Here is a 24,884-nt window from a genome sequence, read left to right on the forward strand (position 1 = left end):
GGCATGGTTTCGGGCGTCAGTAGTCTTTCACTGAATCCCTGGGCGTTGTAACCTCTGAATATTGGTCCCAATAAAGAGAATGTTATGGCTTTAACCCATTGTGATAGTAGCGGCGCCGCCAGTATGGTGGATGTCTCGGACAAGCCCGTCACCACCCGCCAGGCCCGCGCTCAGGCGCGGGTAAAAATGGCGCCCGCCACTTTGCAGGCCATTGCCGACAACGGTTTAAAAAAGGGCGATGTGCTGGCCACCGCGCGTATTGCCGGGATTCAGGCGGCAAAAAAATGCAGTGACTTGATACCCCTTTGCCATCCCTTGGCGCTGTCAAAAGTGGCAGTAAACTTCACCCTCGAGCCTGACTCCAACGAGCTGTATATTGAAACCTACTGCAAGCTCGCCGGTCAGACCGGCGTCGAAATGGAGGCGCTGACCGCCGCCAGTGTTGCCGCGTTAACGGTTATTGATATGTGCAAGGCGGTCGATATGGCGATGGTGGTAGAGGATTTGTGTCTGCTGGAAAAGTCCGGCGGACGTCGCGGTCACTATCAACGGAGCGACCCATGATCACGGTGTTATTTTTCGCCCAGCTGCGCGAAACCTTGGGTTGCGAACAGCTGGAGCTCGAAGCAAGTAATATTCTGACAGTGGCACAGTTGCAGAGCCAATTGCAGACGCGCGGTGAAAACTGGCAAAAGGCGCTGGGGGATGAGCGTGTGCTGGTGGCTGTTAACCAGAGCATGGCAAAGCCAGACACTCCTGTCGGCGATGGCGATGAAGTGGCGCTGTTTCCGCCCGTGACCGGAGGCTGAGATGGTAGACCGGATTGAGGTAACCCCCCGGGATTTTTCGTTGGCCGGCGAATACGCAGCGCTTTTGGCCCACGCCAGCGATGCCGGTGGCATCGTGTTGTTTGTAGGGCGCGTTCGCCCCGATGACGCCGACAACCCGGTCGTGGCATTAGAGCTTGAGCACTACCCGGCCATGACCGAGCAGGCGTTGCATCAGCTGGTTGCCGAGGCCCGCAAGCGCTGGACGCTGGAAGCGGTAACTGTGTGGCATCGGGTGGGTCGGATTGCGGTGGGCGAGCAGATTGTACTGGTCGCTGTAGCGGCGGGTCACCGGGATGAGGCCTACCAGGCATCGCGTTTTTTAATCGATAAGCTGAAAACCACGGCGCCCTTTTGGAAAAAAGAGCACCGGGCCGATGGTACCTGCGGTTGGGTCGAGGCTAAAGCCAGCGACGGTCGGGCCGCCAGTGGTTGGGATTAACTGCCGTTGGCCGAGAGAATTAATCCTCAATAGCCTCGTCAACCGCATCGGCGGCGTCTGAACCGGCTTCTTTAGTGGCTTCCCAGCCATCTTTGCTGACTTCTTTGGTTTTTTCCCAGCCGTCTTCGCTCATTTCTTTGGTTTTTTCCCATCCCTCTTCACCCAGCTCTTTCGCCTTCTCTACTCCATCGGCGGTAGCGTCTTTGGTGGCGTCCCAGGCATCTTCAGCCGCATCGGCGGTTTTGTCGCCCAGGTCGCGGGCTTTATCTGCCGCGGTATTACTGGCTTCTTTTGCGGTCTTTTTGGCGCTTTCCACGGTTTCTTGGGTCGATTTTTCCAGCTCGGACTCGGTACTGCTGTCGGGGCTGCAAGCGATCAATAATGCCAGAGAGCTGGCGGCAACTAGGGTGTGAGTTATTTTCATTGGAAATCTCCGTGATCCAATTGGATGAATCTCCATAATAGTGCAGGCGTTGATGTTTGGGTAGCCCCTTGCTCAGGTGGGGGTGAAACGTGCGGCAGCGGGGTAACTTGGTTACAATAGCCGCCTTTATCCGGCAGTCTTTGCGGTGAGTGAATGTCATTTGAACAGTTCGAAAACTGGTCGCTGATTCTGGGAGTCGGCGGTCTGATCGCCTTTATGGTTTTTATCGTCTGGGATCTGGCGAAAAAATCCAAAGCGGGGCGTTTTGGTACCTTTATTTTGTTTTTGGCCCTGGGTTTGGGGCTGCTGGGCTTTATTATAAAAACCGTTCTGGTTGAGTTCATGATCAAATAGCGGCAAACCCCGCTGAGGCGTATCTATGTTCGACCTATTTACCCCTTGCTCTAAGGTGCAAAAAGACCGTCAGGTGATTCACGACACCGACGCCCGGGTTGCCAAATACAGCCGCCGGGGGCTGGTGCTCAATTTTTTAGTGTTTGCCTTTAGCCTAGCGTTTGGCGATTTCTTTTACCGCGAGACCAACCTGGCGGTGGTACTGGTCACCGGGTTGCTGCTGGTGACTTTGCTGCGAAGCTACTACCTGTTCCGTTTCGAGGCGCTATACTCGCGCGCCCCCAAACGCTGGCGCACGCAGTATTTTTTAGCCTCTTTTTTGGGTGCTATCTGGTGGAGCGTGATTCTGGTCAGCCTGACCTGGGTGCTGGGCATGCGCGAAGAAACCCTGATTATGTGGTTGTACACCGTGGTGTTTTACTCCTCGGTGGCCAATGTGTTCGCCCCCTATATTCGCTTTCTTAAAATTTACCTGTTTATCGGCATGATTCCCGCTGCGGTGACGGCCATGTTACTCGCGACCATTGATGGCTATTTGTACGCCGCGATTATGGTGCTGTTTTATATGATGCTGGTGCACCAGGCGCGGGTTAACGGCAATGCCTACTGGGAGCGGCTGGAGGCCAACCATGTGCTGCACGAGCGGGCGCGGGGCCTGGAGCACGAACAAAAAAGTTCGCGCGCGGCGATTGAACTAAAGAACGAATTTTTAGTGAACCTGGGGCATGAGTTTCGGGTGTCGCTCAACGATATTCTGGGTACCTTGTCGCTGGTGGATGAGGCCGACCTGTCCGATCGTCAGCGAGATTTATTGAAAATGGCCACTAAAGCCGGTGAGCGGCAGCTGGATCTGGTGAACAATGTGGTAGATTTTTCCAAGATTACCACCAAGTCCCTCGAGCTGGATGAATCGGTATTTGACCTGCGCCGTCTGGTCGCCAAGCTGGTGCAGGATTTCTCCTCGGAAGCCCATCAGCAGGCGGTAGAGCTTAACTACCTGCTGGATGCCGAGCTGCCCGCCCGGGTACGCGGCGACGCCGCCCGGCTGCGCCAGATAACTGCGACCTTGCTGGGACATGCGATTAAATTCTCGGTTACCGGCAATGTGTTTGTCGAGGTGACCTACGCCGAGAGTCGCGGCGACGATGGCGAGTTGCAAATCGTGATCAGCGACAGCCATTACCACCGTACCGATGAGGCCAAAGCCGAGATTGATGAAACCCGCTTGTCCGAGGCCGAGCAAACCGGCCGGGTGGGTATTGGCTTGGCGATCAGCAAGGGCCTGGCCGAGTGTATGGGCGGCAGCGTGCATCTGCTAAAAAGCCCCTCGGGGGGTAATCGCCTGGTGATTAATGTGCGCGTGCAAACCATCAGCCACCAGGGCAAGCAATTGGGCAGCGATCAGAAGCTGCACGGTAAGCGCATTATGCTGGTGGACCTGCCCGATCGAGTGGCTCTTAATCTGGTGGATGAACTGGGCAATTGGGGCGTTATTGCCCAGACGGTGTATGGCTATGAGCAAGCTGTTAGCCGGATTGATGAATGCGACAAGGCGGGTGAACCCATCGATCTGGTGTTAATTTACAACCGCCTGAACAGCTTTAACGCACTGGCGTTGTCCAAAGAGCTGGCGCAAGAGGAACCTACCCGCGAGTTGCGCCAGGTGATTGCTATGAGCGTGCTGCAGCGCGACACCGAAGAGGTGCAGGAGCATTTGTCGCGCTTTACCCAGGTCAGCTGCCTGGAAAAGCCCATTATGTACAAGCACCTCTATGAAACCTTGTGCAAGCGCTTGCTATCGGGCAGCTGCGAGGCCGAGCCCGCGGTGACATTAGCCGAACCTGTGTTGCCGGTAACCGACGGGCCGGGTGTGCCTCGGGTATTGGTGGTAGAAGATCACCGGGTTAATCAAATGGTTGCCTCGGGCATGCTGAAAAAGCTGGGTTGCTATGTGCAGTTGGTCAACTCAGGCCCCGAGGCCGTGGCCATCTTGGAAAAAGAACGTTTCGATTTGGTGTTGCTGGACAGCGAACTTCCGGAAGACTCGGGGGTGCGGGCCGTGCACGATATCCGCGAGCTGGAAAAAGCCACCAACAGCCGGCGCCGAGTACCGGTGATTGCCATGGCGCCCGATTTAAGCGAAGAGCAAATCAGCGAGCTGTTTTCTGCCGGCTACGATGATCAGTTGGCTAAGCCCCTGCGCTATGAAGCTTTGCAGGGGCGTTTGCAGCGCTGGCTGGATATGCCGAACGAACCGGAAACTAAAAGCTAGCCCCCCAACATGCCGGGGGGGTGAGGTTAAACCTTAAACTCGCTCCAAATAGGGCAGTGGTCTGAAGGTTTTTCCATGCCCCGCAACTCGTAGTCAATACCCGCGTCAACGCACTGGGGTGCCAGAGCTTTACTTGCCAAAATTAAATCGATACGCAGCCCGCGACGGGGCTCGCGCTCAAAGCCGCGTGAGCGGTAGTCAAACCAGCTAAAGGTCTCGTCGTTATTGGGGTGTATCGTACGATAGGTGTCGGTCAGCCCCCAGGCGAGCAGCTGATCCAGCCATTCGCGCTCTTCGGGCAAAAAGCTGCATTTGCCGGTGCGCAGCCAGCGTTTGCGGTTGTCCTCGCCAATACCGATATCGATATCCCGGTGGGAGATGTTCATATCACCCATTAAAATTAGCGGTTTATCGGCGCTGTGCTCTTCACTCAGCAGCCGGTTTAAATCGGCGTAGTATTTTTCTTTGGCGGGAAACTTAAGCGGGTGGTCGCGGCTTTCGCCCTGAGGGAAGTAACCATTGTAGACATGCAAATCGCCCACGCCGGGCACATCAAACACGCCGCCAATAAAGCGTTTTTGCGATTCTTCAGTGTCGCCGGGGAAGCCCTTAATCGTCTCTTTAAACGGGTGCTTGGACATCAGCGCGACGCCGTAGTGAGTTTTCTGGCCGTGAAATGCGACGTGGTAGCCCATGGCTTCGACCGCTTCTTGGGGAAACTGATCGTCGTGCACCTTGGTTTCTTGTAGCCCGATAAAATCCGGCTGGTATTTGTCGATAATCGCCTGCAGCTGATGCAGACGCGAACGGATACTGTTGATATTAAAACAAACGACTTTCATTGGTTGTGGGTCAAATCCTGATTCAGACGGGTGGTGGTTAAGTCATGGGCGGCGACCAAGGTCGCCGCCGGCTAGGGCTTAAAAGTTAGCGACCTTAGCGGTGTTCTCTTCCTGGTCCAAGCCGCGAATAAAATCCACTAAAATATAACCGGCTTCGGTTAAAAACGGATCTTTGGACGGGTCGATTTTTTCCGGGCCGGTGTCCATGGCTTGCGCCTCTGGGTCGGCTTCGCCACCGCTTTCGCTTTCTCCCTCACCCTCGTCGTTACCTTCGCCGCTAATGTCGGCGTAGGTTTCGTAGGGCTCAAGCCCTTTGGCTTTGCGGCGCGTGTTTTCCAGGTTTAACAGCTGATTTTCCAGATCTTCCTTTTCCGCTAAGCGGGTCTTTTCATTCAGCGAAATATAGTCACGATTGGAGTTGGCGTTAACCAGGGCCTGCTCCTCGGCGAGGAAAATAAAATCCGGATCGGTGCTGATGCGTTTGCTGTGACGCTGCTCGATTTGGGGCAGTAACGCGGCAATATCATAGTAGTGCGCGTGCTTGGCCTCGTGAATTTGATCCCAGGGCAGGGCGTAGTCGTAGATGCTTTCGCCCACATCTTCCGGGTCAATCATCTCCGGCAGGTCAATATCCGGCAGTACGCCCCGGTGCTGAGTACTGTCGCCCGACACACGGTAAAACTTGGATTCGGTAATTTTTAATTGGCCGTGCTGCAAAGGCTGAAGCGACTGCACGGTTCCCTTACCGAAAGATTGGCTGCCCACAATAATACCGCGCCCGTAGTCCTGAATGGCGCCGGCAAAAATCTCTGAAGCCGAGGCACTCAGGCGGTTAACCAGCACCACAATAGGGCCGCGATACACGGCTTTGGAGTGGGAGCGGTAGTTGCGTGAGATGCGCTGATTGGTTTGGCGAATTTGTACCACCGGCCCCTGATCGATAAACAAATCCGTCAGCGAGGTAGCTTCGTGCAACGAACCGCCGCCGTTGTTGCGCAAATCGACAACAATGCCGTCGACTTTCTCTGCCGCCAGCTCGCCCAAGAGTTTAAACACATCGCGGGTGGTGCTTTTGTAATTGGGGTCGCGTTTGCGGTAGGCCTCAAAATCCATATAGAAGGTGGGAATATCAATGACACCCAGTTTGTAGCTGTTGTTTTGCTCGTCACTCAGCTCAAACACGGCTTTTTGCGCGGCCTGCTCCTCCAGCTTAACCGTGTCGCGCTTAATGCTGACAATGTGGGTGGTGCTCCCTGCGGCGGCCTTAGCGGGTAACACTTCCAGGCGCACGGTGCTGTCCTTTTTACCGCGAATTAGGTCCACCACCTCGTCCAGGCGCCAGCCAATCACATCGACGATATCGCCCTCTTTGCCCTGGCCCACACCCACAATACGGTCGGCGGGTTTCAACTGGCCCTGTTTGTCGGCGGGCCCGGCGGGCACTAAACGGACCACTTTGGTGTACTCGTCCTCGCTTTGCAGCATGGCGCCAATGCCTTCCAGCGACAGCGACATATTAATATTGAAGTTTTCCAGCGTACGTGGCGACAAGTAATTGGTGTGCGGATCGTACAGCATGGTAAAGGCATTAATGACGGCGTTAAAGGCGTCATCGCCGGTTTGCTGGCTCATCCGACGCGCCTGGTTTTGGTAGCGCTTTGCCAATAGCTCGCGAGCTTCTTCGATGCTTTTACCTGCGAGTTTAAGGTTGAGCACATCGGCTTTGACTCGCTTGCGCCACATCTTTTCGGCGGCGGCTTTATCGGCTGCCCAGCTCGCTTCGTCGCGGTCGACCAACAGAGTTTCATCCACCGCAAAATCGAAGGTTTTTTCTTCGTCTTCCAGTTCGGCGATCACGCTTTGGGCCCGTTCAATAAACCGGGTGCGGTAGCGGGCGTAAATATCAAAGGCGACGTCAAGCTGACCCTTTTGAAAGTCGTCGTCAAACTTTAAGGCGTGTTTGTTGAACTCGTCGACATCGCTTTGCAGTAAATAACTTTTGCCCGGGTCCAGGGTTTTGAGGTAGTTATCGAGAAACTTCCGCGACAGCTCGTCGTTGATATCCTGGTCACGGTAGTGGTGTTTGTGCAGTGACTCGACAATCTCGGCAGTGGTTTCGCGCTGCTCTTCGGTGCTCTGTAAAGGCTCTGGGTCTAAAGGCTCGGAGTTCAGTGCCTGGGCGAGGCTCGCCGACAGGGTGAAAACCAGCGCGCCCAGCAACTGGGCGGCGTGATGGGACAGGGGCATTTTTTTCAGCATGAAAACTCAAGGCTCCGCTTTACTACTTAGGTCGGCTTGACGGGCCTCTCCCGCGTACCGCTAGTTATAGGACAGCAACATAGCATTATTTGTTCTACTAGCCCAGTAAACCAGCTCGCTCGGCGTCTGCCAAGGGGGCAGGGGGGCGAATAAAAGTCGTGTTTATGGGCACAGGCGGTGGTGCGAGTGGGCCAGTTTTACTATACTGGCGGGCTTTTAGCGCGGTCAGCGCACAAACACACAAGTGGCCTTTGGTAGGGGTCACCACTGAGGAAGGACGTAACATGCCAGTTATCACTCTCCCCGACGGTTCTAAACGCGAATTCTCTCAACCCGTCACTCTCATGCAGGTGGCCGAAGATATCGGACCCGGTTTGGCCAAGGCGACCGTGTGTGGTCGTATCGATGGCGAGCTGGTTGACGCCTGTGAGCTGATTGATCGCGACGCCAATATTTCTCTGATTACCGGTCGCGACGACGAGGGTGTCGAGGTTATTCGCCACTCCTTTGCCCACTTGGTGGGGCACGCGATTAAGCAGCTGTTTCCCGAGGCCAAAATGGCCATTGGTCCGGTCATCGACGACGGTTTTTACTATGACATTGACTACGAGCGTCCGCTGACCCCGGAAGATCTGGAGGCGGTTGAGCAGCGCGTAAAAGAGCTGATCAAGAAAGACTACGACGTTATTAAAGAGATGACGCCCATCGAGCGCGCCCGTGAGGTGTTTGCCGGTCGCGGTGAGGAGTACAAGGTAGAGCTGGTCGACGGCCTGATCGAGGCGGGTGAAAAAGCGGTGGGCCTTTACCACCACGAAGAATACATCGACATGTGTCGCGGTCCCCACGTGCCCAACACCCGGGTGATGCGTCACTTTAAGCTGATGCGTGTTTCCGGCGCCTACTGGCGCGGCGATGCCAGCAACAAGCAGCTGCAGCGCATTTACGGTACCGCCTGGAACGATAAGAAAGAGCTAAAAGCTTATTTGCGCCGCCTGGAAGAGGCGGAAAAGCGCGATCACCGCAAGCTGGCGAAAAAGTTTGACCTGTTCCACATGCAGGAAGAGGCGCCGGGTATGGTGTTTTGGCACCCCAAGGGGTGGTCGATTTACACCACCATTGAAGATTACATGCGTAAGGTGCAGCGCGATAACGGCTACCAGGAGATCAAAACCCCGCAGGTGGTGGATTTGAGCCTGTGGCAGAAGTCCGGCCATGCCGATAAATTCGGCGACGACATGTTTATGTTGAAGTCCGAAGATCGCGAATTTGCGGTTAAGCCCATGAACTGCCCCTGCCATGTGCAGGTGTTTAACCAGGGGCTGCGCAGCTACCGTGATTTGCCCCTGCGTTTGGCGGAGTTCGGCTCTTGCCACCGCAACGAGGCCTCGGGATCGCTGCACGGCATTATGCGGGTGCGCGGCTTCACCCAGGACGATGCCCACATTTTCTGCGCGGAAGACGCGATTCAGGATGAGGTCTCCGCCTTTACCGATTTGCTGTATCAGGTATACGCCGATTTTGGCTTTGATGAAGTGATTATTCGCCTGTCGACGCGCCCCGAGCAGCGCGTGGGTAGCGATGAGGTGTGGGATAAAGCCGAAAAAGCGCTGGCCGATGCCCTGGACGCCAAGGGGCTGGAGTACAAATTACTGCCGGGCGAGGGCGCCTTTTACGGCCCCAAGATTGAGTTTTCCCTCAAAGATTGCCTGGGCCGGGTGTGGCAGTGCGGCACCATTCAGGTGGATTTTTCCATGCCAGGGCGTCTGGATGCCCAATATGTAGCTGAGGATGGCTCGCGTCAGGTGCCGGTGATGCTGCACCGCGCCATCCTGGGTTCATTTGAGCGATTTATCGGTATTTTGATCGAAAACTACGAGGGTGCTTTCCCTACTTGGTTGGCGCCGGTGCAGGTTGTGCTGGCCAATATCACCGACAATCAGGCCGAATATGTACAAAAAGTCGAAAAAACACTCGCAAATCGTGGGTTTAGAGCGGTTTCGGACTTGAGAAACGAGAAGATCGGCTTTAAAATCCGCGAGCACACAATTCAGCGGGTTCCCTATTTAATTGTCGTAGGCGACAAAGAGGTAGAATCCGGGCAGGTAGCCGTGCGTACGCGCGACGGCCAAGACCTGGGTGTGATGAGTGTCGAGGCCTTTACCGACCTGTTGGCAGCGGATGTTGCCAACCGCAGTCGGGTGTCGGCGTCTGACACACAAGATTAATTGAACAGGAGAAAGACACTATCAAAAGAGATAACGCTAAAGGCAAATCCAAGAAAGCTCGTATTAACGATCAAATTGAAGCGTCGGAAGTCCGACTGATCGGTGCCGACGGGGATCAGGTGGGGGTAGTCCCACTGTCCGAAGCCTTAAAAGTGGCCCAGGACGCCGATTTGGATCTGGTTGAAATAGCGCCTGATAGTAAGCCCGTAGTGTGCAAAGTGATGGACTACGGGAAACACCTGTTCGAGATTAAGAAGACCAAAGCCGCTGCGAAGAAGAAGCAAAAGCAGCAGCAAATTAAAGAAATGAAGTTTCGTCCAGGGACGGAAGAAGGGGACTATAAGGTCAAGCTACGCAACCTTACACGTTTCCTAGAAAACGGGGACAAAGCCAAGGTATCACTGCGCTACCGCGGCCGCGAAATGGCTCACCAGGAACTGGGGATGGAAATGATGCAACGCATCGAGACCGACCTGGAAGAACTGGCAACAGTGGAACAACGGCCCAAAATGGAAGGCCGCCAACTGATTATGGTCATGGCCCCGAGAAAGAGAAAGTAGTCGGGCTTTTAGCTGCCTAGGTTACTTAATATTAATCATTGCAAATGCGGAGTTTTTCTCATGGCATCGAAAGCTAAAGTACATTCTGGCGCCGCCAAGCGCTTTAAAAAGACGGCTGCTGGTTATAAGCACAAACACGCTAACAAGAGCCACATCCTCACCAAAATGACCACCAAGCGTAAGCGTCAGCTGCGCGGTACCAACGTGCTTAACGCCGCTGATACCGTTCATGTCGATCGCATGTTACGCGCCAAGTAATTGGTTCATTTGAGATTTTAAGAGGAGGTTAGTATGGCCCGTGTAAAACGTGGTGTAGAGGCGCGTCGTCGTCACAAGAAAGTTTTAAAAGCTGCAAAAGGTTATTACGGCGCTCGTTCGCGCGTATTTCGTGTTGCTAAGCAAGCGGTTATCAAAGCTGGCCAGTACGCGTATCGCGACCGTCGAGTCAACAAGCGCAATTTCCGCGCTCTGTGGATTACCCGTATCAACGCCCAGTCGCGCGCTGAAGGCATGACTTACAGCCAGCTGATCGCTGGTTTGAAGAAAGCCAATATCGCACTGGACCGTCGTGTTCTGGCAGACATTGCTGTTCACGATAAAGCGGCCTTTGCTGCCGTTGTTGCTCAGGCAAAATCAGCTCTGGCTGCTTAATCGCCGCAATGACGCAGACGGGCTCGCTGCCCGTGCAACTACGCGATAAAGGGGAGGGCTGTTTCAGGCCTCCCCTTTTTTATTTGTCGCCAGCGAAAGCTGGGTCGAAAACCACAATGCATTAAATAATTGGATACTGCGATGGAAAATCTCGCTGCGCTGACCGAAGAGGCGCTCAAGCTGGTAGACAGTGCCGAAGATCTGGCGGCACTGGATAAAGTTCGGGTGGAATATCTGGGTAAAAAAGGCCAGATTAGTGCTCAGGCGAAAATGCTGGGCAAATTGTCCGCCGAAGAGCGACCCGCAGCCGGGGCAAAAATCAATCAGGCCAAGCAGCAGGTGCAAGAGCGTATTGAGGCGGTAAAAACCCGCCTGGAAAACGCCGCCATTGAGGCAAAGCTGGCCGAGGAAACCATTGACGTTACCCTGCCCGGACGGGCCCGCGACGCCGGTGGCTTGCACCCGGTTACCCGCACGCTGGACCGCATTGCCGAGATCTTTGCCCAGGTGGGCTACGAAGTGGCCGAAGGCCCCGAAATTGAAGACGATCAGCACAACTTTGAAGCCCTGAATATTCCCGCGCATCACCCCGCCCGGGCGATGCACGACACCTTTTATGTTGAAAACAAACATTTTCAGACTTCCGGCGGCAGCTATGTGTTGCGCACCCACACATCGCCGGTGCAGGTGCGGGTTATGGAATCATCCGAGCCGCCCATTCGCATTGTCTGCCCGGGCCGCGTTTATCGCTGTGATTCCGACTTAACTCATACGCCCATGTTCCACCAAATTGAAGGCTTGGTGGTGGACAAAAACATCAGTTTTGCCGACCTCAAAGGCACGGTGGACCAGTTCCTGAAGGCGTTTTTCGAGACCGACGCCCCGGTACGTTTCCGCCCTTCGTACTTTCCTTTTACCGAGCCCTCAGCCGAGGTGGACATCGGTTGCACCCAGTGTCATGGCGAAGGTTGCCGCGTGTGCAAGCACACCGGCTGGATCGAAATTATGGGCTGCGGCATGGTGCACCCCAATGTGTTCAAGTCCTCGGGCATTGACCCTGAGACCTACACAGGTTTTGCCTTTGGTATCGGGGTAGAGCGCATGGCCATGCTGCGCTACGGCGTAAACGATTTACGCCTGTTTTTCGAAAACGATTTGAAGTTCTTGCAGCAGTTTTAAGCGAATAACTGCAACAAAAACCCAGAATTTAGCCCCTGCGCATCACTGCGCCAGGGGTACAAAGAGAATTGGACTATGAAAGTAAGTGAATCCTGGTTGCGCGAGTGGATTAATCCGGACATTGATACCCAAGCCATCGTCGATCAGTTGACCATGGCCGGTATCGAGGTGGATGCCACCGAACCCGTAGCTGGCGCCTTTAGCGGCGTTGTCGTGGGTGAGATTGTTAGCATCGAACAGCACCCGGACGCGGACAAACTGCGTGTTTGCCAAGTGTCCGGGCACCCGGATGGCGAGCACGTGCAAGTGGTGTGCGGCGCCCCCAATGCGCGCGCGGGCATCAAAGTGCCCTTTGCCACCGTAGGCGCCCAGTTGCCCGGTGATTTCAAAATCAAAAAGGCCAAGCTGCGCGGAGTGGAATCCTTCGGCATGCTCTGCGCGCAAACCGAATTAGAGGCGGGCGATGACGATGATGGCCTGTGGGAATTGGCGGTCGATGCCCCGACTGGCACCGATCTGCGCGATTACTTAAACCTTAACGATACCGTGATTGAGGTGGATATTACCCCCAATCGCGGGGATTGCCTGAGCGTGCGCGGTTTGGCGCGTGAGCTGGGAGTGATTAATCGCCACCCGGTCAACGCAGCGGCCGCAGAGACTGTAACCGCGAGCATAAAAGATGCCTTGCCCGTTGCGCTGGAAGCGGGCGATGCCTGCTCGCGTTATTTGGGCCGGGTAATTCGCGGGGTAGACGTTTCAGCCCCCAGCCCTTTGTGGCTGCAGGAAAAACTGCGCCGCAGTGGTATTCGCTCCATTGACGCGGTGGTGGATGTGACCAACTACGTATTGCTGGAGCTGGGCCAGCCCATGCACGCGTTTGATTTGGCCAAGATTGACGGCGGTATTCACGTGCGTCAGGCAAAAGCGGGCGAAAAGCTGACCCTGTTGGATGAGCAGGAAGTTGAGCTTGCCGAAGGCACTTTGTTGATTGTCGATAACAGTCAGCCCCTTGCCATGGCCGGTATTATGGGCGGACTGGCCTCATCGGTGACCGCGCAAACCACCGATTTATTTTTAGAGAGCGCCTTTTTCAACCCCCTGGCGATTGCCGGGCGGGCGCGCAGCTACGGCTTGCATACCGACTCGTCCCACCGCTTTGAGCGTGGGGTAGACTATCAGTTGGCTCGAGACGCCATCGAGCGTGCTACAGCCTTGCTGCTGGAAATTGTCGGCGGTCAGGCGGGGCCTGTGATCGAGCAAGTGAATGACCAGTTGCCCGCGCCGGCGAGTGTGGTGCTGCGCCGCGAGCGCATTAAAAGCGGTTTGAGTATTGAGCTGTCCGATAATGAGGTCAGCGATATTCTGACCCGCTTAGGCTTTGCCGTCTCGGGTACCGTGGACGGTTGGAAAGTCGCCGTGCCCAGCTGGCGCTTTGATGTCAGCATCGAGGCCGACTTGCTGGAAGAGCTGGCCCGTATCTACGGCTACAACCGTCTGCCTACCAAGGTGCCCACCCAGAGCATGACGATTCAGTCTCATACCGAGTCTCAGGTTACTCTGACAAGCCTGCGTCGCCACTTGGTCGCGCGCCGCTTCCAGGAGGTGGTCACCTATAGCTTTATCGACCCTAAACTGGCCGCTCAGTTTGAGCCAGAGATAGACCCGGTTGCCCTGCAAAACCCCATCAGCGCCGATATGGCGGTGATGCGTACCAGCTTGCTGCCGGGGCTGGTAACCGCGCTTCGCTATAATCTGAATCGCCAACAGGGCCGTATACGAATGTTCGAATCGGGACAAAAATTTGTCCCCGGTGCTGATGGTGTGGCGCAAACGCCTACCTTGGCGGGCTTGGTGTACGGACCACTGGCGGACGAAAACTGGGCCGATAGCACTCAGAAAGTGGACTTCTATGACCTGAAAGGCGATATCGAGTCGCTGGTTGGGGTCACCGGACGCGAGGCGGAGCTGGCCTTTGCTGCCGGATCGCACCCGGCGCTTCACCCGGGGCAGACTGCCGAAGTCATTTTGGGCGGCAAGCCGATTGGTGTGATTGGCGCTATTCACCCGGTGCTACAGGGGCAGCTGGGCCTACCTGACGGTGTGTTTGTGTTCGAGCTGGCGTTAAATAATCTGCTTGAGGCTCGGGTGCCGGCGTTTAACCCTCTGTCCCGGTTTCCCGCCGTGCGTCGCGATTTGGCGCTGGTGGTGGATAAGACCCAGCCGGTTAATCAGCTGTTGCAAAGCATTACCGACAGCGCCGGGGACTATTTGTCAGACTTAAAGGTTTTTGACCTGTATGTGGGCAAAGGTATTGATCCACATAGAAAAAGTGTGGCTCTGGGCTTGACCTTTCAGCATCCATCACGCACTCTTAACGACGATGAAATAAACGGGTTCATCGATAGCGTGGTGGCCGATGTCACCCAAAAATATGGTGCAACTCTGCGGTAGGCGGGAACCTATGACCAACAGTGCATTGACCAAAGCGGATTTAGCGGAAAAGCTGTACGAAGAGCTGGGCCTAAATAAGCGCGAGGCCAAAGAGCTGGTGGAATTGTTTTTTGAGGAAATCCGTCACTCGCTGGAGTGTAACGAGCAGGTCAAATTGTCCGGTTTCGGCAACTTTGACCTGCGCGACAAAAGCCAGCGCCCGGGCCGCAACCCCAAAACCGGGGAAGAGATTCCCATTAGCGCACGGCGCGTCGTCACCTTTAAGCCCGGGCAAAAACTCAAGGCACGAGTAGAGACTTATGCTGGAACCAAGCCATAACGATGAATTGCCGGTTATTCCCGGCAAGCGTTATTTCACCATTGGAGAGGTGAGCGAGCTGTGTGCGGTTAAACCGCACGTTTTGCGCTATTGGGAGCAGGAGTTTCCCCAGCTAAAGCCGGTTAAACGCCGCGGTAATCGCCGCTATTATCAGCGCCAGGATGTTCTTACCATCCGTCAGATTCGGGCACTGCTTTACGATCAGGGCTTTACCATCGGCGGGGCCCGCCAGCAGATGAGTGGCGAGACCGGCCAGCAGGACGCCGGCCAGTTTAATCAACTGGTCACTCAGATGATCTCCGAACTCGAACAGCTACTGGATGTGCTGAAAAAATAACCGGATCGGTCGCCCTGTATTCACAAGATTGAGGCGGCAAAAAAGCGTGTTGCAATCTGGGAAAAATCCGGTATTATGCGCACCTCTTAGCGGTTCTCACCGTTAAGGTCTACCAGTCGGAACGTAGCGCAGCCTGGTAGCGCACCACACTGGGGGTGTGGTGGTCGTGGGTTCGAATCCCGCCGTTCCGACCATTTCTTCTCTTCTTATTGTTTAACTTCTCGACTTGCTTCCTAGTTTTTATTCTCACTACTTGTAATCGCCTGCATCGGTCCAATATAGGTCTGTGAGGTGGCAGCCTCTGCATAAGATGCTACTATGTGCCCCTGATTTTTGACCCAGCGAGGCTTGCGAGCACGCACAATAACAACTGAGGTATTTACGTGACCAAACAATTAATGATTTATGACAACATCCAGCCAGTAACCAGTGACAAGCACCGCAACTATGCGGTTAATGTCCAGTCGCACGACTTTGCCTCTGAGCTGACTTCGGTGCCCCTGCTGGCGACCGAAATCCCTTTTGCATCGGCCGAGTATCCGGTTATTTTTTCGGCGCCTAACGAAGAGGGCGAGCACACGCCTTTGGCGGTAGTGGGGGTTTCTCAGGGTGAAAACCTGATGCTGAATGAAAAAAGTCAGTTCGACGCGCGCTACATCCCCGCTTTTATCCGTCGCTATCCCTTCGTGTTTGCCGGCACCAAAGAAAGTGAAACCCTGACTTTGTGTGTGGATGAAGATAGCAAAGCGCTGGTACCTGATGGTAGCTCGGGCAATCGTTTGTTTGACGACAATGGCGAGCAAACTGAGTTTTTGAAAGAAATGCTGAAGTTCTTGCAGGATTATCAACAGCGCGCCGAAATGACCAAAGTATTTTGTCGCAAGCTGAAAGAGCTGGATTTGCTGGAGCCGATGCAGGCGAATATTGAGTTCCGCAATAATGCTGACAGCAACATGAGCATTAAAGGCTTTTATACGGTTAAGCGTGAGAAGCTGAAAGCCCTGACCGACGAGCAGGCGCTGGATTTGTTTAAGCGCGACGGTCTGGAGTTGATTTATGCGCACCTGAACTCGCTAAGCAATTTGAACGAGCTGGTGGAGCGCAAAAACGCTAAGCTGGGCTAAGTTTTTAGCCTTCCGAAAAAGCCGGCATTGCCGGCTTTTTTTATGCCTGTCGGTTTTTACGTGCGAATTCCTGGCCGGTCGACTAGTCTGAATATCCGTGGTGAAAAATCGTTCGCTTAGGTGAACCGTAAAGCGTCTGCGGCGTACCCTTTATTATCGCGAAATTGGCGCAAAGAAAGGGCAGTGCTATGCAAAACCAGGCAGATATCTTACACGGCAAGAAGGTGTTGCTGACCGGTGCCACCGGGTTCGTAGGGCTGCCGCTGGTGGCGCGGCTGCTTGAGTTTGGGGCCGAGATTACCGTTTACAGCCGTAGGCCCAATGTCGCCCGAAGTTTGTGGGGAGATAAAGTTAAGGTCATTAGCGACTTTCTACACTTGGACTCGGCGGGCTACTTTGCCCTGATCAATCTGGCCGGGGCGCCCATTATGGGGCAACGCTGGAGTCGCGCGCGACGCGATACCTTGTGGCAGAGTCGGGTGGCGTTTACCTCGACGGTGTTAGAGTATGTGCGCAACTTGAATTTAGCGCCCGAGGTTGTGGTTAGCGGCAGTGCGATCGGCTATTACGGCACCCGCACGCAGGACCCGGTTGATGAGCAATCCCCAGGGGGCGAAGGTTTTGCCGCCGAGCTTTGCGCCGAGTGGGAACAGGTGGCTCAGGGGTTTAGGGTGCAAGGCAGTCGACTTTGTCTGTTGCGTACGGCGATTGTATTGGGCCCCGACGGTGGCGCCCTGGCGCAAATGCTACCAGCGTTTCGAATGGGTGTGGGTGGTCCCTTAGGCAGTGGCCAACAATGGATGAGTTGGATTCATCGCGATGATCTGGTGCAGATGATTCTCTGGTTGTTGCGCGACAGCTCAGTCAGTGGACCTGTCAACGCTGCGGCGCCCAAGGCAATTCGCAATCGTGATTTTTCCAGGACTTTGGCGTCGCAACTGAACCGGCCATGCTTTATGCGAATGCCCGCACCCATACTAAAGCTGATCTGGGGGCAGGCCGGCGAGGAGCTACTGCTGGGGAGCAGTAACGTCTGCCCAGCCAAGGCTTTAAATAGGCGTTTTAAATACCAATATCCAGAGTTGCCTGAGGCGCTAAAAAATTGTGTAAAAAATTAAATTTAGTTGCTTGAATTACGCAAAACCGACCTTAAATAAGAAGTGTACCGGCTCTGAAGAGGGGTACACAAACCGCCCGATCGGCACGATGGGCACTTTAAAAATATTGCTCGAATTTGAGGATATGATTATGCGTAATTTTGATTTTTCTCCCCTGTATCGTTCATCTATTGGCTTTGACCGTATGGCCAGCTTGCTCGACTCACTGTCGCGCACTGAACAGTCGCAGCCCAGTTATCCCCCCTACAATATTGAGTTGACTGGGGAAGACCATTATCGCATCACCATGGCGGTAGCGGGTTTCGATCGCGATGAACTGTCCATCGAGGTTAACCAAAACAACCTCACCATTGTGGGCAAAAACGCCGAAGACGATGGTTCGCGAACCTTTTTGCACCGCGGTATTGCCGCGCGCAATTTCGAGCGTCGCTTTCAGTTGGCCGACCATGTGCGGGTAGAGACCGCCAACTTTGAAAACGGTCTGCTGCATATCGATTTGGTGCGCGAAGTGCCCGAGGCGATTAAACCGCGCAGTATTGAAATTGGTACTGGTCAGGCCCAGGGCGTCGAGCATCAGTCGGCCTCTGATAAGGACCAAACTCAGGCTGCCTAATGCCTGATAGTGAATCGTAAGTGCCGGCCTGGCCGGCACTTTTGTATGTCAGACTTACCTTGTCCCCTCTGCCAATCTCGCCATACAGAATTTTACTATCAGGATTCTAAGCGCGACTATTATCAGTGTCTTTCCTGTCAGCTGGTGTTTGTGCCGCCTGGCTTTTACCTGAGCGCAGCGCAGGAAAAAGCCGAGTATGACTTGCACGAAAACAGTGGTGAAGACGCGGGCTATCGGCGCTTTTTATCCCGTGCGTTAAGCCCTTTATTGCCGCGTCTGGCTCCAGGCTGCCGGGGTTTAGATTTTGGGTGTGGGCCGGAACCGGTGTTGCAGAAAATGCTGCAAGAGCGCGGTGTTAGCGTATCGGTTTATGATGTGTTTTATGCCCCCGACCCTGAAAGCCTGAACGCCCGTTATGATTTTATTACCGCGACTGAGGTCGTGGAGCATTTGCACTATCCGCAGCGCGATTTGAATCAATTGTGGTCTTGCTTAATGCCCGGTGGATGGTTGGTGATTATGACCAAGCGGGTGTTGGACAAAAACGCTTTTACTCGCTGGCACTATAAAAACGATCCCACCCATGTGTGTTTTTTTTCGCAGAATACCTTCCATTGGTTGGCGCAGCAGTGGGGCGCCGAATTAATACTGGCCGATAAGGATGTGGTGCTTCTGCAAAAGCCCGCGTTTTAATGTCAGTCAGTATGGAAGAGTTTTGCACGCACGGTGGCTCGATAGTCGCTGGGCGTTATATCTAATTGCTGTTTAAAGCGTTCGGTAAAATAGGCGGTATCGGCATAGCCCACCTGAGCGGCAATTTCGGTAATGCTGTAATTGCTCGAGCGCAATAAATCTTGGGCGGTATTGATTCGGACCTGGCGCAAATACTCTAATGGCGCACACCCGGTGGCTTCTTTAAAACGGCGGTTAAAGGTTCGCGTGCTCATCCCAAAGCGCTGCGCTAGCTCGCCGATATTAATAATGCGGGCGTAGTGTTCTCGCAACCAGCTTTGCACCTGCACAATCAGTTCATCCGGGTGGGGGTGGTCCAAATTGTCGTAAAAAGCCAGGCTTTCGTAGGGGCGGCGAATCTCGTGTGAGAAGTGCCGCTCTACATGAGTGGCCAGGGTGCTATCAAACAGTTTTTGAATAAAGTGCACGGTTAAGTCTGCCAGCGAGTTGACGCTGGCAGCGCAGTAAATATTGCCCGCTTGGGTAATAAAGTGTTGCCGCTTTAACGCCACCTGCGGGTAATCCCGTTCAAACTGATCAAAGTAGTGCCAGTGGGTGGTGGCGGCTTTGCCGTCCAGCAACCCCGCTTCGGCCAGAAAACACACCCCCGTGCTTACCGCGCACAGAGTGGCGCCACGGGCGTGTTGCGCTTGCAGCCAATCCAGCAGGGCTTGCGAGCGTTGTAGGGTGGGGCGGGGGTTGCGCCACAAGGCGGGTAAATAAATGATGTCACTGTCGTGGTTTTGCGCCAAAGTCTGCTCTGCCTGCCACTGCCAGCCATTGCCACTGGCAAAAGGGGTCAGTGTCTCGGCCGTAGAGCTCAGGATTAAGCGGTGGTGTCGGGTGTGTGTCTGTCGTCTGGCCGCCAGTGCCGCCGTGCGCAGCATCTCCATGGGCAGGGCCGTTCCTGTCGCCATCATGTTTTCAGATAGCACAAAGGTGATACGTGTCTCGCTCATAAGTCGTGGCCTCGGTTTTGGCCAGAATACCATAGTCAATGGCTAAAATGGCCGTGACGCTTATGGGGGCAGCACTCTACACTCGCTTGCCATAGTATTCCCCTGTTTGCTCGGAGTTTTTGCCATGTCACGCTTGCCCGTTATTGTCGGTTTTGGAGGTTTTAACGCTGCCGGTCGCAGTTCGGGCCATCACGCCTTCCGACGTATGGTGATTGAGTCGCTGCCCGAGCATGAGCGCCGCGAAACCCTGGCCGGATTGGCGGTGATGATGGGGTTGGTGACCTGCGATGGTGGCGCCTGGTGTGACTCTGAGGGCCACCCCCTGACGCTTGAGGCAGTAGAGCAGCGCTTCGGTGAGCCGGTGTTGGCGGGTAGCTTAATTCGTCGCATTGGCACCGGATTTTTTGATGTAGACGCCGCCGCCTGGCAAAAAAGCGCCACCTTAAACGGTGAAACCGAGCTTCAGACATTTGTCCTGTCTTCGCGCGATCTGCCAGAGCCCATACCCGATAACTGGCGTGTTACCGAGCTGGAAGGGCGCCGGGTAAGGGTTGAGGTGACCGGAAGTGTCGAGGTAAAAGTCGATAGCTACCGCGATATTCCGGTAAAGTCAGCGGGTCAGCTGCCCGAGGGTTTTGATCCGGCGGCACTGTACAACGCTCGCTTCCACCCCCGTGCCCTGCAGTTAACCATTATCGCCGCCTCCGATGCGGTGCGTTCTGTGGGTATTCCCTGGGCCGATATCGCCGCCAGCGTTAAACCCGATGAGGTGGGGGTTTACGCCAGCAATGTGATGAGCCAGATGGACGAGGCTGGTTTTGGTGGCTTGCTGCAGGCGCGTTTGCGCGGTGGCCGGGTGACCACCAAACAGTGCCCGCTGGGGTTAAACAGCATGCCCGCGGATTTTGTGAACGCCTATATTCTGGGTAGCGTAGGACATACAGGTGCCATTGCCGGGGCTTGCGCCTCCTTTTTATACAACCTGCGTGCGGCCACCGAAGATATCGCCAGTGGTCGCTGTCGGGTCGCCGTGGTGGGTAATGCCGAGGCGCCTATTACCCAAGAGATCATCGACGGCTACGCCACTATGGGCGCGCTGGCCAGCGAAGATAAATTAAAAAAGCTCGACGGCGGCGATACCACCGATCCGCGTCGCTCCAGCCGCCCGTTTGGTGAGAACTGCGGTTTTACTATTGCCGAATCCGCCCAGTATGTGGTGTTAATGGACGATGCCCTGGCGCTTGAGTTGGGGGCCGATATCCACGGCGCGGTGAACGATGTGTTTATCAATGCGGATGGGTTTAAAAAATCCATTTCCGCTCCCGGCCCCGGCAACCATATTACCTTTGCCAAGGCGGTGGCCTCGGCGCGGGCGATTGTTGGCGACGAAGGGATTCGCGAACGCTCTATGGTGCACGCTCACGGCTCCAGTACCCCGCAAAACCGCATTACCGAGTCGCAGATTTTTGATCAGATTGCCGAATATTTCGGTATCACCGACTGGCCGGTAGCGGCGATTAAGGCCTTTGTGGGTCACTCCCTGTCCCCCGCCAGTGCCGATCAGTTGATCGCCAGCCTGGGTACCTTTAAGTACAACCTGGTGCCGGGGATCAAAACCATCGATAAAGTCGCAGACGATGTGTACACCGACCGTCTGCGTATCGAAACCGCCGACTTTACCCCAGCGCAGCCCATTGATGTGGCCTTTTTAAACTCCAAGGGCTTTGGCGGTAATAACGCCACTGCGAGTGTTTTGTCGCCTCGGGTGGTCGAGCAGATGCTGGCCAAGCGTTACGGCGCCGAGGCTTTTACAGCTTACCAAGCCCGCCGCGAGGCCACCCGAAAGGGCGCCAATGCTTATGATCAGGCGGCGCTGCGCGGCGATTTCGGCACCATTTACCAGTTTGGGGAGGGGTTGATAGACGAGAGCCAGATTGCCTTGAACGAAGGTAAAATGTCTCTGCCGGGCTTCTCTCAGGCCATTGATTTGGATCTGCCCAACCGCTTTACCGACATGGTTTAAGACAACGGCGGGGCCAGTTGCACAAATCTCGCCCAATAAAGCTATACAAAGGCTTACGTTTGCCTTAAAATGCGGCGCCTTTCGCGACCGGTGCGACTCCGGCCGCTAAAAACAGTTTAATCGCGACCAGGCACAGCCTGGCCACACAACCACAGGAAAGATTTCATGGTAACTATTCGTCTGTCACGTGGCGGCTCTAAAAAGCGTCCTTTTTACCACCTGACTGTAACCGACAGCCGCAGTGCGCGTAACGGTCGTTTTATCGAGCGTGTTGGTTTCTTTAACCCGATCGCCCGCGGTCAGGAAGAAAAGCTGCGCGTTGATCAAGAGCGCATCGACTACTGGGTAAGCCAGGGCGCTCAGCTGAGCGAGCGTGTTTCTAAGCTGGTAAAAGAAGCAGCGTAAGCGACGCGCTGTGGCGGGCTCATCCAATCTTGTCGATTCCGGGCGCATCAGCACGGCATTTGGCATCAAAGGCTGGCTGAAAATCCAGTCGTTTACCGAGCCTGCCGACAACCTGTTCAGCTACAGCCCCTGGTGGATTAAGACCGCCCACGGGGTGAAAGCGGTGGAGGTTGACGAGTTTAAGCCCCATGGCAAAGGCTATGTGGCCCACCTTAAAGGGGTGGACGATCGCGACTTGGCGGCGAGTTACACCGGCGTGACCATCGCGATAGAACGCGATGCGCTGCCCGAGCTGGATGACGGTGAGTACTACTGGCATCAGCTGCAAGGGCTGGCCGTATTCAGCGAGTTTGACGGCCAGCGGGTGCGCTTAGGCGCGGTAAAACGTCTGCTGGAAACCGGCGCCAATGATGTGCTGGTGGTTCAGGCCGATGATCAGAGCATAGATAAGCGCGAAAGGTTAATTCCCTACGTGCCCGACGATTATGTTCTGAACGTGGATCTCGAGACCGGTGAAATGACGGTTTACTGGGACCCAGAGTTTTAACAGACGGTATGACACCGTTTTAGGGGGATAGGCGTGAGCACCGATACAGATGGCCGGGCGCCACTGAAGATTGCGGTGATAACCCTGTTTCCGGAAATGTTTGACGCCGTCCTGGGCAGCGGAATTAGCTCCCGGGCGGTTAAAGAAGGCCGGGTGGAGGTGCGTTGCTGGAATCCGCGAGATTTTACCCGCGATAGGCACCGCACCGTGGACGACCGCCCCTATGGCGGCGGCCCCGGCATGCTGATGAAAGTACAACCATTAGCCGATGCGGTCGAAGATGCACGGCGCTGGACCGAAAAGGCTCGGGTGATCTACCTGTCACCACAGGGGCAGGTATTTAACCAGCAGGCGGCACAGGCAATGTCGCAAGGCGGCAATCTGATTTTGCTGGCCGGACGCTACGAAGGCATTGATGAGCGCTTGATAGAAGCGGTGGTTGATGAAGAGTGGTCCATTGGTGACTATGTGCTTTCCGGCGGCGAGCTTCCGGCGATGGTGCTAATGGACGCGGTGATTCGGTTATTGCCCGGCGCATTGGGTGATGCCCAGTCGGCGGTGGAGGACTCCTTTACCGACGGACTTTTGGATCACCCGCACTACACCCGTCCCGAAACCTTGGACGGGGTGGGGGTACCCGAGGTGTTGCTCTCGGGAGACCACGCAAAAATTCGGCGTTGGCGCCTGAAACAGGCGCTGGGGCGAACCTGGCTGAGACGGCCAGATTTATTGCAACACAAAGACTTAACCGAGGAGCAGCAAGCGCTGCTGACGGACTTTCGTCGGGACCTTAATGACTAACTCTAGCTGTGAAGCTACAGACTCTCAGGAGAAACGAGATGACTAACAAAATCATTCAAGAGCTCGAAAACGAACAGCTCAAGCAAGACGTTCCGGAATTTTCCCCGGGTGACACCGTTGTGGTTCAGGTGAAAGTAACCGAAGGCAACCGCGAGCGTCTGCAGGCTTACGAAGGTGTAGTAATCGCCAAGCGTAACCGCGGTATCAACTCGGCTTTCACCGTGCGTAAAATTTCTTACGGTGTGGGCGTTGAGCGTACTTTCCAAACTCACAGCCGTCAGGTTGACAGCATTGCTGTTAAGCGTCGCGGTGATGTGCGTCAGGCCAAGCTGTACTACTTGCGCGATCTGACTGGTAAGGCTGCTCGTATTAAAGAGAAGCTGTCTTAAGTCTGACAAGACTGAGACGAAAAAGCCGGGGCAGGTAACTGCTCCGGCTTTTTTTATGTCTTCAAGCTTTGTAACTGCCGCAATCTGCCCCATAATGCCTGCCAACTGGGGTAGGTGCTATGAGTAAACGACAAGATTCCGAGGCTGTTATTCGCCAGTATCTGGACAGCCTGTGGCTGGAAAAGGGGCTATCTGACAATACGCGCGAAAGTTACGCCCGGGATTTGAAAGCGGTCAGTCAGTGGTTAGAGCAAACCCCCGGGGTATCGCTAAACGCTGCCGGCCCCGAACACCTTATGGGCTTTCTCGCCTGGCGCCACGAGCGCCAGTACTCCAGTCGCTCGACCGCGCGCCTGTTGTCCTGCCTGCGCGGGTACTACCTGTACCAGATTCGCGAGGGTGCCATGCAGGAGAACCCGCTGGCGAATATCGACAACCCCAAGCTGCCCCAGTCACTGCCTAAACTTTTGACCGAAGCGGATGTCGAAGCGTTACTTAAGGCGCCCGATGTCACCGACTCCGTGGGGCTTCGCGATAAGGCCATGCTGGAGCTGTTGTACGCCTGCGGCCTGCGGGTGACCGAATTGATTAGCTTAAGTATGCCCATGCTCAATTTGCGCCAATCGGTGGTCAGGGTGCTGGGCAAGGGCAGTAAAGAGCGGTTGGTGCCCTTAGGGGAGGAGGCCGCCTACTGGTTGGCGCGGTATCTTAAAGAGGGGCGCGGGGCGCTGCTGGGAGCCAAAACCTCCGAAGTGGTGTTCTTAAGTACGCGCAGTCAGCAGATGACTCGCCAGACGTTTTGGTATCGAATTAAATACTGGGCCAAGGCGGCGGGAATCGAGAAGCCGTTATCGCCGCACACCTTGCGCCATGCCTTTGCCACGCATTTGCTCAATCACGGCGCCGATTTACGGGTGGTGCAGCTGCTGTTAGGCCACAGTGATTTGTCCACCACGCAAATTTATACCCATGTGGCTCGGGCAAGAATGAAAAGCCTGCATGAAGTGCATCACCCTAGGGCTTAAAAAATC

Annotated in this window: 27 protein-coding genes and 1 tRNA gene; 24 read left to right on the plus strand and 4 right to left on the minus strand. The window is 55.0% G+C overall.

Annotated features, from left to right (window positions below):
- Nucleotides 1–84: 84 nt before the first annotated feature.
- From moaC to M6D89_RS01565, 3 genes are read left to right on the plus strand one after another with little or no spacing between them, the layout of a single operon-like run.
- Complete coding sequence (moaC, locus tag M6D89_RS01555) at nucleotides 85–564, plus strand: cyclic pyranopterin monophosphate synthase MoaC (RefSeq protein WP_253966275.1); 480 nt, start codon at nucleotides 85–87, stop codon at nucleotides 562–564.
- Nucleotides 561–809, plus strand: a complete 249-nt coding sequence (gene moaD, locus M6D89_RS01560; RefSeq protein WP_253966276.1) for a molybdopterin synthase sulfur carrier subunit — start codon at nucleotides 561–563, stop codon at nucleotides 807–809. The genes moaC and moaD overlap by 4 nt, the downstream gene beginning before the upstream one ends.
- Nucleotide 810: 1 nt before the next feature.
- Nucleotides 811–1,269 (plus strand): molybdenum cofactor biosynthesis protein MoaE, encoded by a 459-nt coding sequence (locus tag M6D89_RS01565; RefSeq protein ID WP_253966277.1) that lies wholly within the window; start codon nucleotides 811–813, stop codon nucleotides 1,267–1,269.
- Nucleotides 1,270–1,288: 19 nt separating this feature from the next.
- On the opposite strand, the gene M6D89_RS01570 is transcribed toward M6D89_RS01565, so the two are convergent.
- Nucleotides 1,289–1,693, minus strand: coding sequence for a hypothetical protein (locus M6D89_RS01570; RefSeq protein ID WP_253966278.1), 405 nt, complete (start codon nucleotides 1,691–1,693; stop codon nucleotides 1,289–1,291).
- Between the two features lie 153 nt (nucleotides 1,694–1,846).
- Here M6D89_RS01570 and M6D89_RS01575 point away from each other — a divergent pair, with 153 nt between their 5' ends.
- Both M6D89_RS01575 and M6D89_RS01580 read left to right on the plus strand, forming a co-directional pair.
- Nucleotides 1,847–2,047: a DUF2788 domain-containing protein gene (locus tag M6D89_RS01575; RefSeq protein WP_253966279.1), complete on the plus strand. Its 201-nt coding sequence runs from the start codon at nucleotides 1,847–1,849 to the stop codon at nucleotides 2,045–2,047.
- A 25-nt stretch (nucleotides 2,048–2,072) separates the two neighbouring features.
- Nucleotides 2,073–4,319, plus strand: coding sequence for a response regulator (locus tag M6D89_RS01580; protein WP_253966280.1), 2,247 nt, complete (start codon nucleotides 2,073–2,075; stop codon nucleotides 4,317–4,319).
- 26 nt (nucleotides 4,320–4,345) lie between these two features.
- Here M6D89_RS01580 and xthA read toward each other — a convergent pair whose 3' ends face one another.
- Nucleotides 4,346–5,161 (minus strand): exodeoxyribonuclease III, encoded by an 816-nt coding sequence (gene xthA / locus M6D89_RS01585; protein WP_253966281.1) that lies wholly within the window; start codon nucleotides 5,159–5,161, stop codon nucleotides 4,346–4,348.
- A 78-nt stretch (nucleotides 5,162–5,239) separates the two neighbouring features.
- Complete coding sequence (locus tag M6D89_RS01590; protein ID WP_253966282.1) at nucleotides 5,240–7,420, minus strand: carboxy terminal-processing peptidase; 2,181 nt, start codon at nucleotides 7,418–7,420, stop codon at nucleotides 5,240–5,242.
- Between the two features lie 284 nt (nucleotides 7,421–7,704).
- Here M6D89_RS01590 and thrS point away from each other — a divergent pair, with 284 nt between their 5' ends.
- The 13 genes from thrS (at nucleotide 7,705) to M6D89_RS01655 (ending at nucleotide 18,690) form a co-directional block, all read left to right on the plus strand.
- Nucleotides 7,705–9,645 (plus strand): threonine--tRNA ligase, encoded by a 1,941-nt coding sequence (gene thrS / locus M6D89_RS01595; protein WP_253966283.1) that lies wholly within the window; start codon nucleotides 7,705–7,707, stop codon nucleotides 9,643–9,645.
- 20 nt (nucleotides 9,646–9,665) lie between these two features.
- Complete coding sequence (gene infC, locus M6D89_RS01600) at nucleotides 9,666–10,205, plus strand: translation initiation factor IF-3 (RefSeq protein ID WP_253967680.1); 540 nt, start codon at nucleotides 9,666–9,668, stop codon at nucleotides 10,203–10,205.
- Between the two features lie 60 nt (nucleotides 10,206–10,265).
- Nucleotides 10,266–10,463, plus strand: a complete 198-nt coding sequence (rpmI, locus tag M6D89_RS01605) for a 50S ribosomal protein L35 (RefSeq protein ID WP_253966284.1) — start codon at nucleotides 10,266–10,268, stop codon at nucleotides 10,461–10,463.
- A gap of 33 nt (nucleotides 10,464–10,496) precedes the next feature.
- Nucleotides 10,497–10,856, plus strand: a complete 360-nt coding sequence (rplT, locus tag M6D89_RS01610; RefSeq protein WP_253966285.1) for a 50S ribosomal protein L20 — start codon at nucleotides 10,497–10,499, stop codon at nucleotides 10,854–10,856.
- 141 nt (nucleotides 10,857–10,997) lie between these two features.
- Nucleotides 10,998–12,035, plus strand: coding sequence for a phenylalanine--tRNA ligase subunit alpha (gene pheS / locus M6D89_RS01615; RefSeq protein WP_253966286.1), 1,038 nt, complete (start codon nucleotides 10,998–11,000; stop codon nucleotides 12,033–12,035).
- A 75-nt stretch (nucleotides 12,036–12,110) separates the two neighbouring features.
- Entirely contained in the window at nucleotides 12,111–14,486 is a 2,376-nt protein-coding gene (gene pheT, locus M6D89_RS01620) for a phenylalanine--tRNA ligase subunit beta (protein ID WP_253966287.1), read from the plus strand.
- Nucleotides 14,487–14,496: 10 nt separating this feature from the next.
- On the plus strand, nucleotides 14,497–14,805 hold the full coding sequence (gene ihfA / locus M6D89_RS01625) for an integration host factor subunit alpha (protein WP_253966288.1): 309 nt from the start codon (nucleotides 14,497–14,499) through the stop codon (nucleotides 14,803–14,805).
- Nucleotides 14,786–15,142: a MerR family transcriptional regulator gene (locus M6D89_RS01630; RefSeq protein WP_253966289.1), complete on the plus strand. Its 357-nt coding sequence runs from the start codon at nucleotides 14,786–14,788 to the stop codon at nucleotides 15,140–15,142. Before ihfA ends, M6D89_RS01630 begins: the two co-directional genes overlap by 20 nt.
- Nucleotides 15,143–15,259: 117 nt before the next feature.
- Nucleotides 15,260–15,336, plus strand: a tRNA-Pro gene (locus M6D89_RS01635).
- Nucleotides 15,337–15,525: 189 nt separating this feature from the next.
- Entirely contained in the window at nucleotides 15,526–16,266 is a 741-nt protein-coding gene (locus M6D89_RS01640) for a SapC family protein (protein ID WP_253966290.1), read from the plus strand.
- A 188-nt stretch (nucleotides 16,267–16,454) separates the two neighbouring features.
- Nucleotides 16,455–17,384 (plus strand): TIGR01777 family oxidoreductase, encoded by a 930-nt coding sequence (locus M6D89_RS01645; RefSeq protein WP_253966291.1) that lies wholly within the window; start codon nucleotides 16,455–16,457, stop codon nucleotides 17,382–17,384.
- A gap of 130 nt (nucleotides 17,385–17,514) precedes the next feature.
- Nucleotides 17,515–17,997, plus strand: a complete 483-nt coding sequence (locus M6D89_RS01650; protein ID WP_253966292.1) for an Hsp20 family protein — start codon at nucleotides 17,515–17,517, stop codon at nucleotides 17,995–17,997.
- Nucleotides 17,998–18,042: 45 nt separating this feature from the next.
- Nucleotides 18,043–18,690 (plus strand): class I SAM-dependent methyltransferase, encoded by a 648-nt coding sequence (locus tag M6D89_RS01655; protein WP_253966293.1) that lies wholly within the window; start codon nucleotides 18,043–18,045, stop codon nucleotides 18,688–18,690.
- Nucleotides 18,691–18,692: 2 nt separating this feature from the next.
- On the opposite strand, the gene M6D89_RS01660 is transcribed toward M6D89_RS01655, so the two are convergent.
- Complete coding sequence (locus M6D89_RS01660; RefSeq protein WP_253966294.1) at nucleotides 18,693–19,688, minus strand: GlxA family transcriptional regulator; 996 nt, start codon at nucleotides 19,686–19,688, stop codon at nucleotides 18,693–18,695.
- Between the two features lie 124 nt (nucleotides 19,689–19,812).
- On the opposite strand from M6D89_RS01660, the gene M6D89_RS01665 reads away from it, so the two are divergent.
- The 6 genes from M6D89_RS01665 (at nucleotide 19,813) to xerD (ending at nucleotide 24,878) form a co-directional block, all read left to right on the plus strand.
- Nucleotides 19,813–21,711 (plus strand): beta-ketoacyl synthase, encoded by a 1,899-nt coding sequence (locus tag M6D89_RS01665; RefSeq protein WP_253966295.1) that lies wholly within the window; start codon nucleotides 19,813–19,815, stop codon nucleotides 21,709–21,711.
- Between the two features lie 165 nt (nucleotides 21,712–21,876).
- Complete coding sequence (rpsP, locus tag M6D89_RS01670; protein ID WP_253966296.1) at nucleotides 21,877–22,116, plus strand: 30S ribosomal protein S16; 240 nt, start codon at nucleotides 21,877–21,879, stop codon at nucleotides 22,114–22,116.
- Nucleotides 22,117–22,126: 10 nt separating this feature from the next.
- Entirely contained in the window at nucleotides 22,127–22,663 is a 537-nt protein-coding gene (rimM, locus tag M6D89_RS01675) for a ribosome maturation factor RimM (RefSeq protein ID WP_253966297.1), read from the plus strand.
- A gap of 33 nt (nucleotides 22,664–22,696) precedes the next feature.
- Complete coding sequence (trmD, locus tag M6D89_RS01680) at nucleotides 22,697–23,464, plus strand: tRNA (guanosine(37)-N1)-methyltransferase TrmD (protein ID WP_472924527.1); 768 nt, start codon at nucleotides 22,697–22,699, stop codon at nucleotides 23,462–23,464.
- Nucleotides 23,465–23,502: 38 nt separating this feature from the next.
- Nucleotides 23,503–23,853 (plus strand): 50S ribosomal protein L19, encoded by a 351-nt coding sequence (gene rplS, locus M6D89_RS01685; protein ID WP_253966298.1) that lies wholly within the window; start codon nucleotides 23,503–23,505, stop codon nucleotides 23,851–23,853.
- Between the two features lie 119 nt (nucleotides 23,854–23,972).
- Entirely contained in the window at nucleotides 23,973–24,878 is a 906-nt protein-coding gene (gene xerD, locus M6D89_RS01690) for a site-specific tyrosine recombinase XerD (RefSeq protein ID WP_253966299.1), read from the plus strand.
- Nucleotides 24,879–24,884 lie beyond the last annotated feature (6 nt).

Source organism: Gilvimarinus xylanilyticus (genome assembly GCF_024195295.1).
In the GTDB taxonomy this organism is placed as follows: domain Bacteria; phylum Pseudomonadota; class Gammaproteobacteria; order Pseudomonadales; family Cellvibrionaceae; genus Gilvimarinus; species Gilvimarinus xylanilyticus.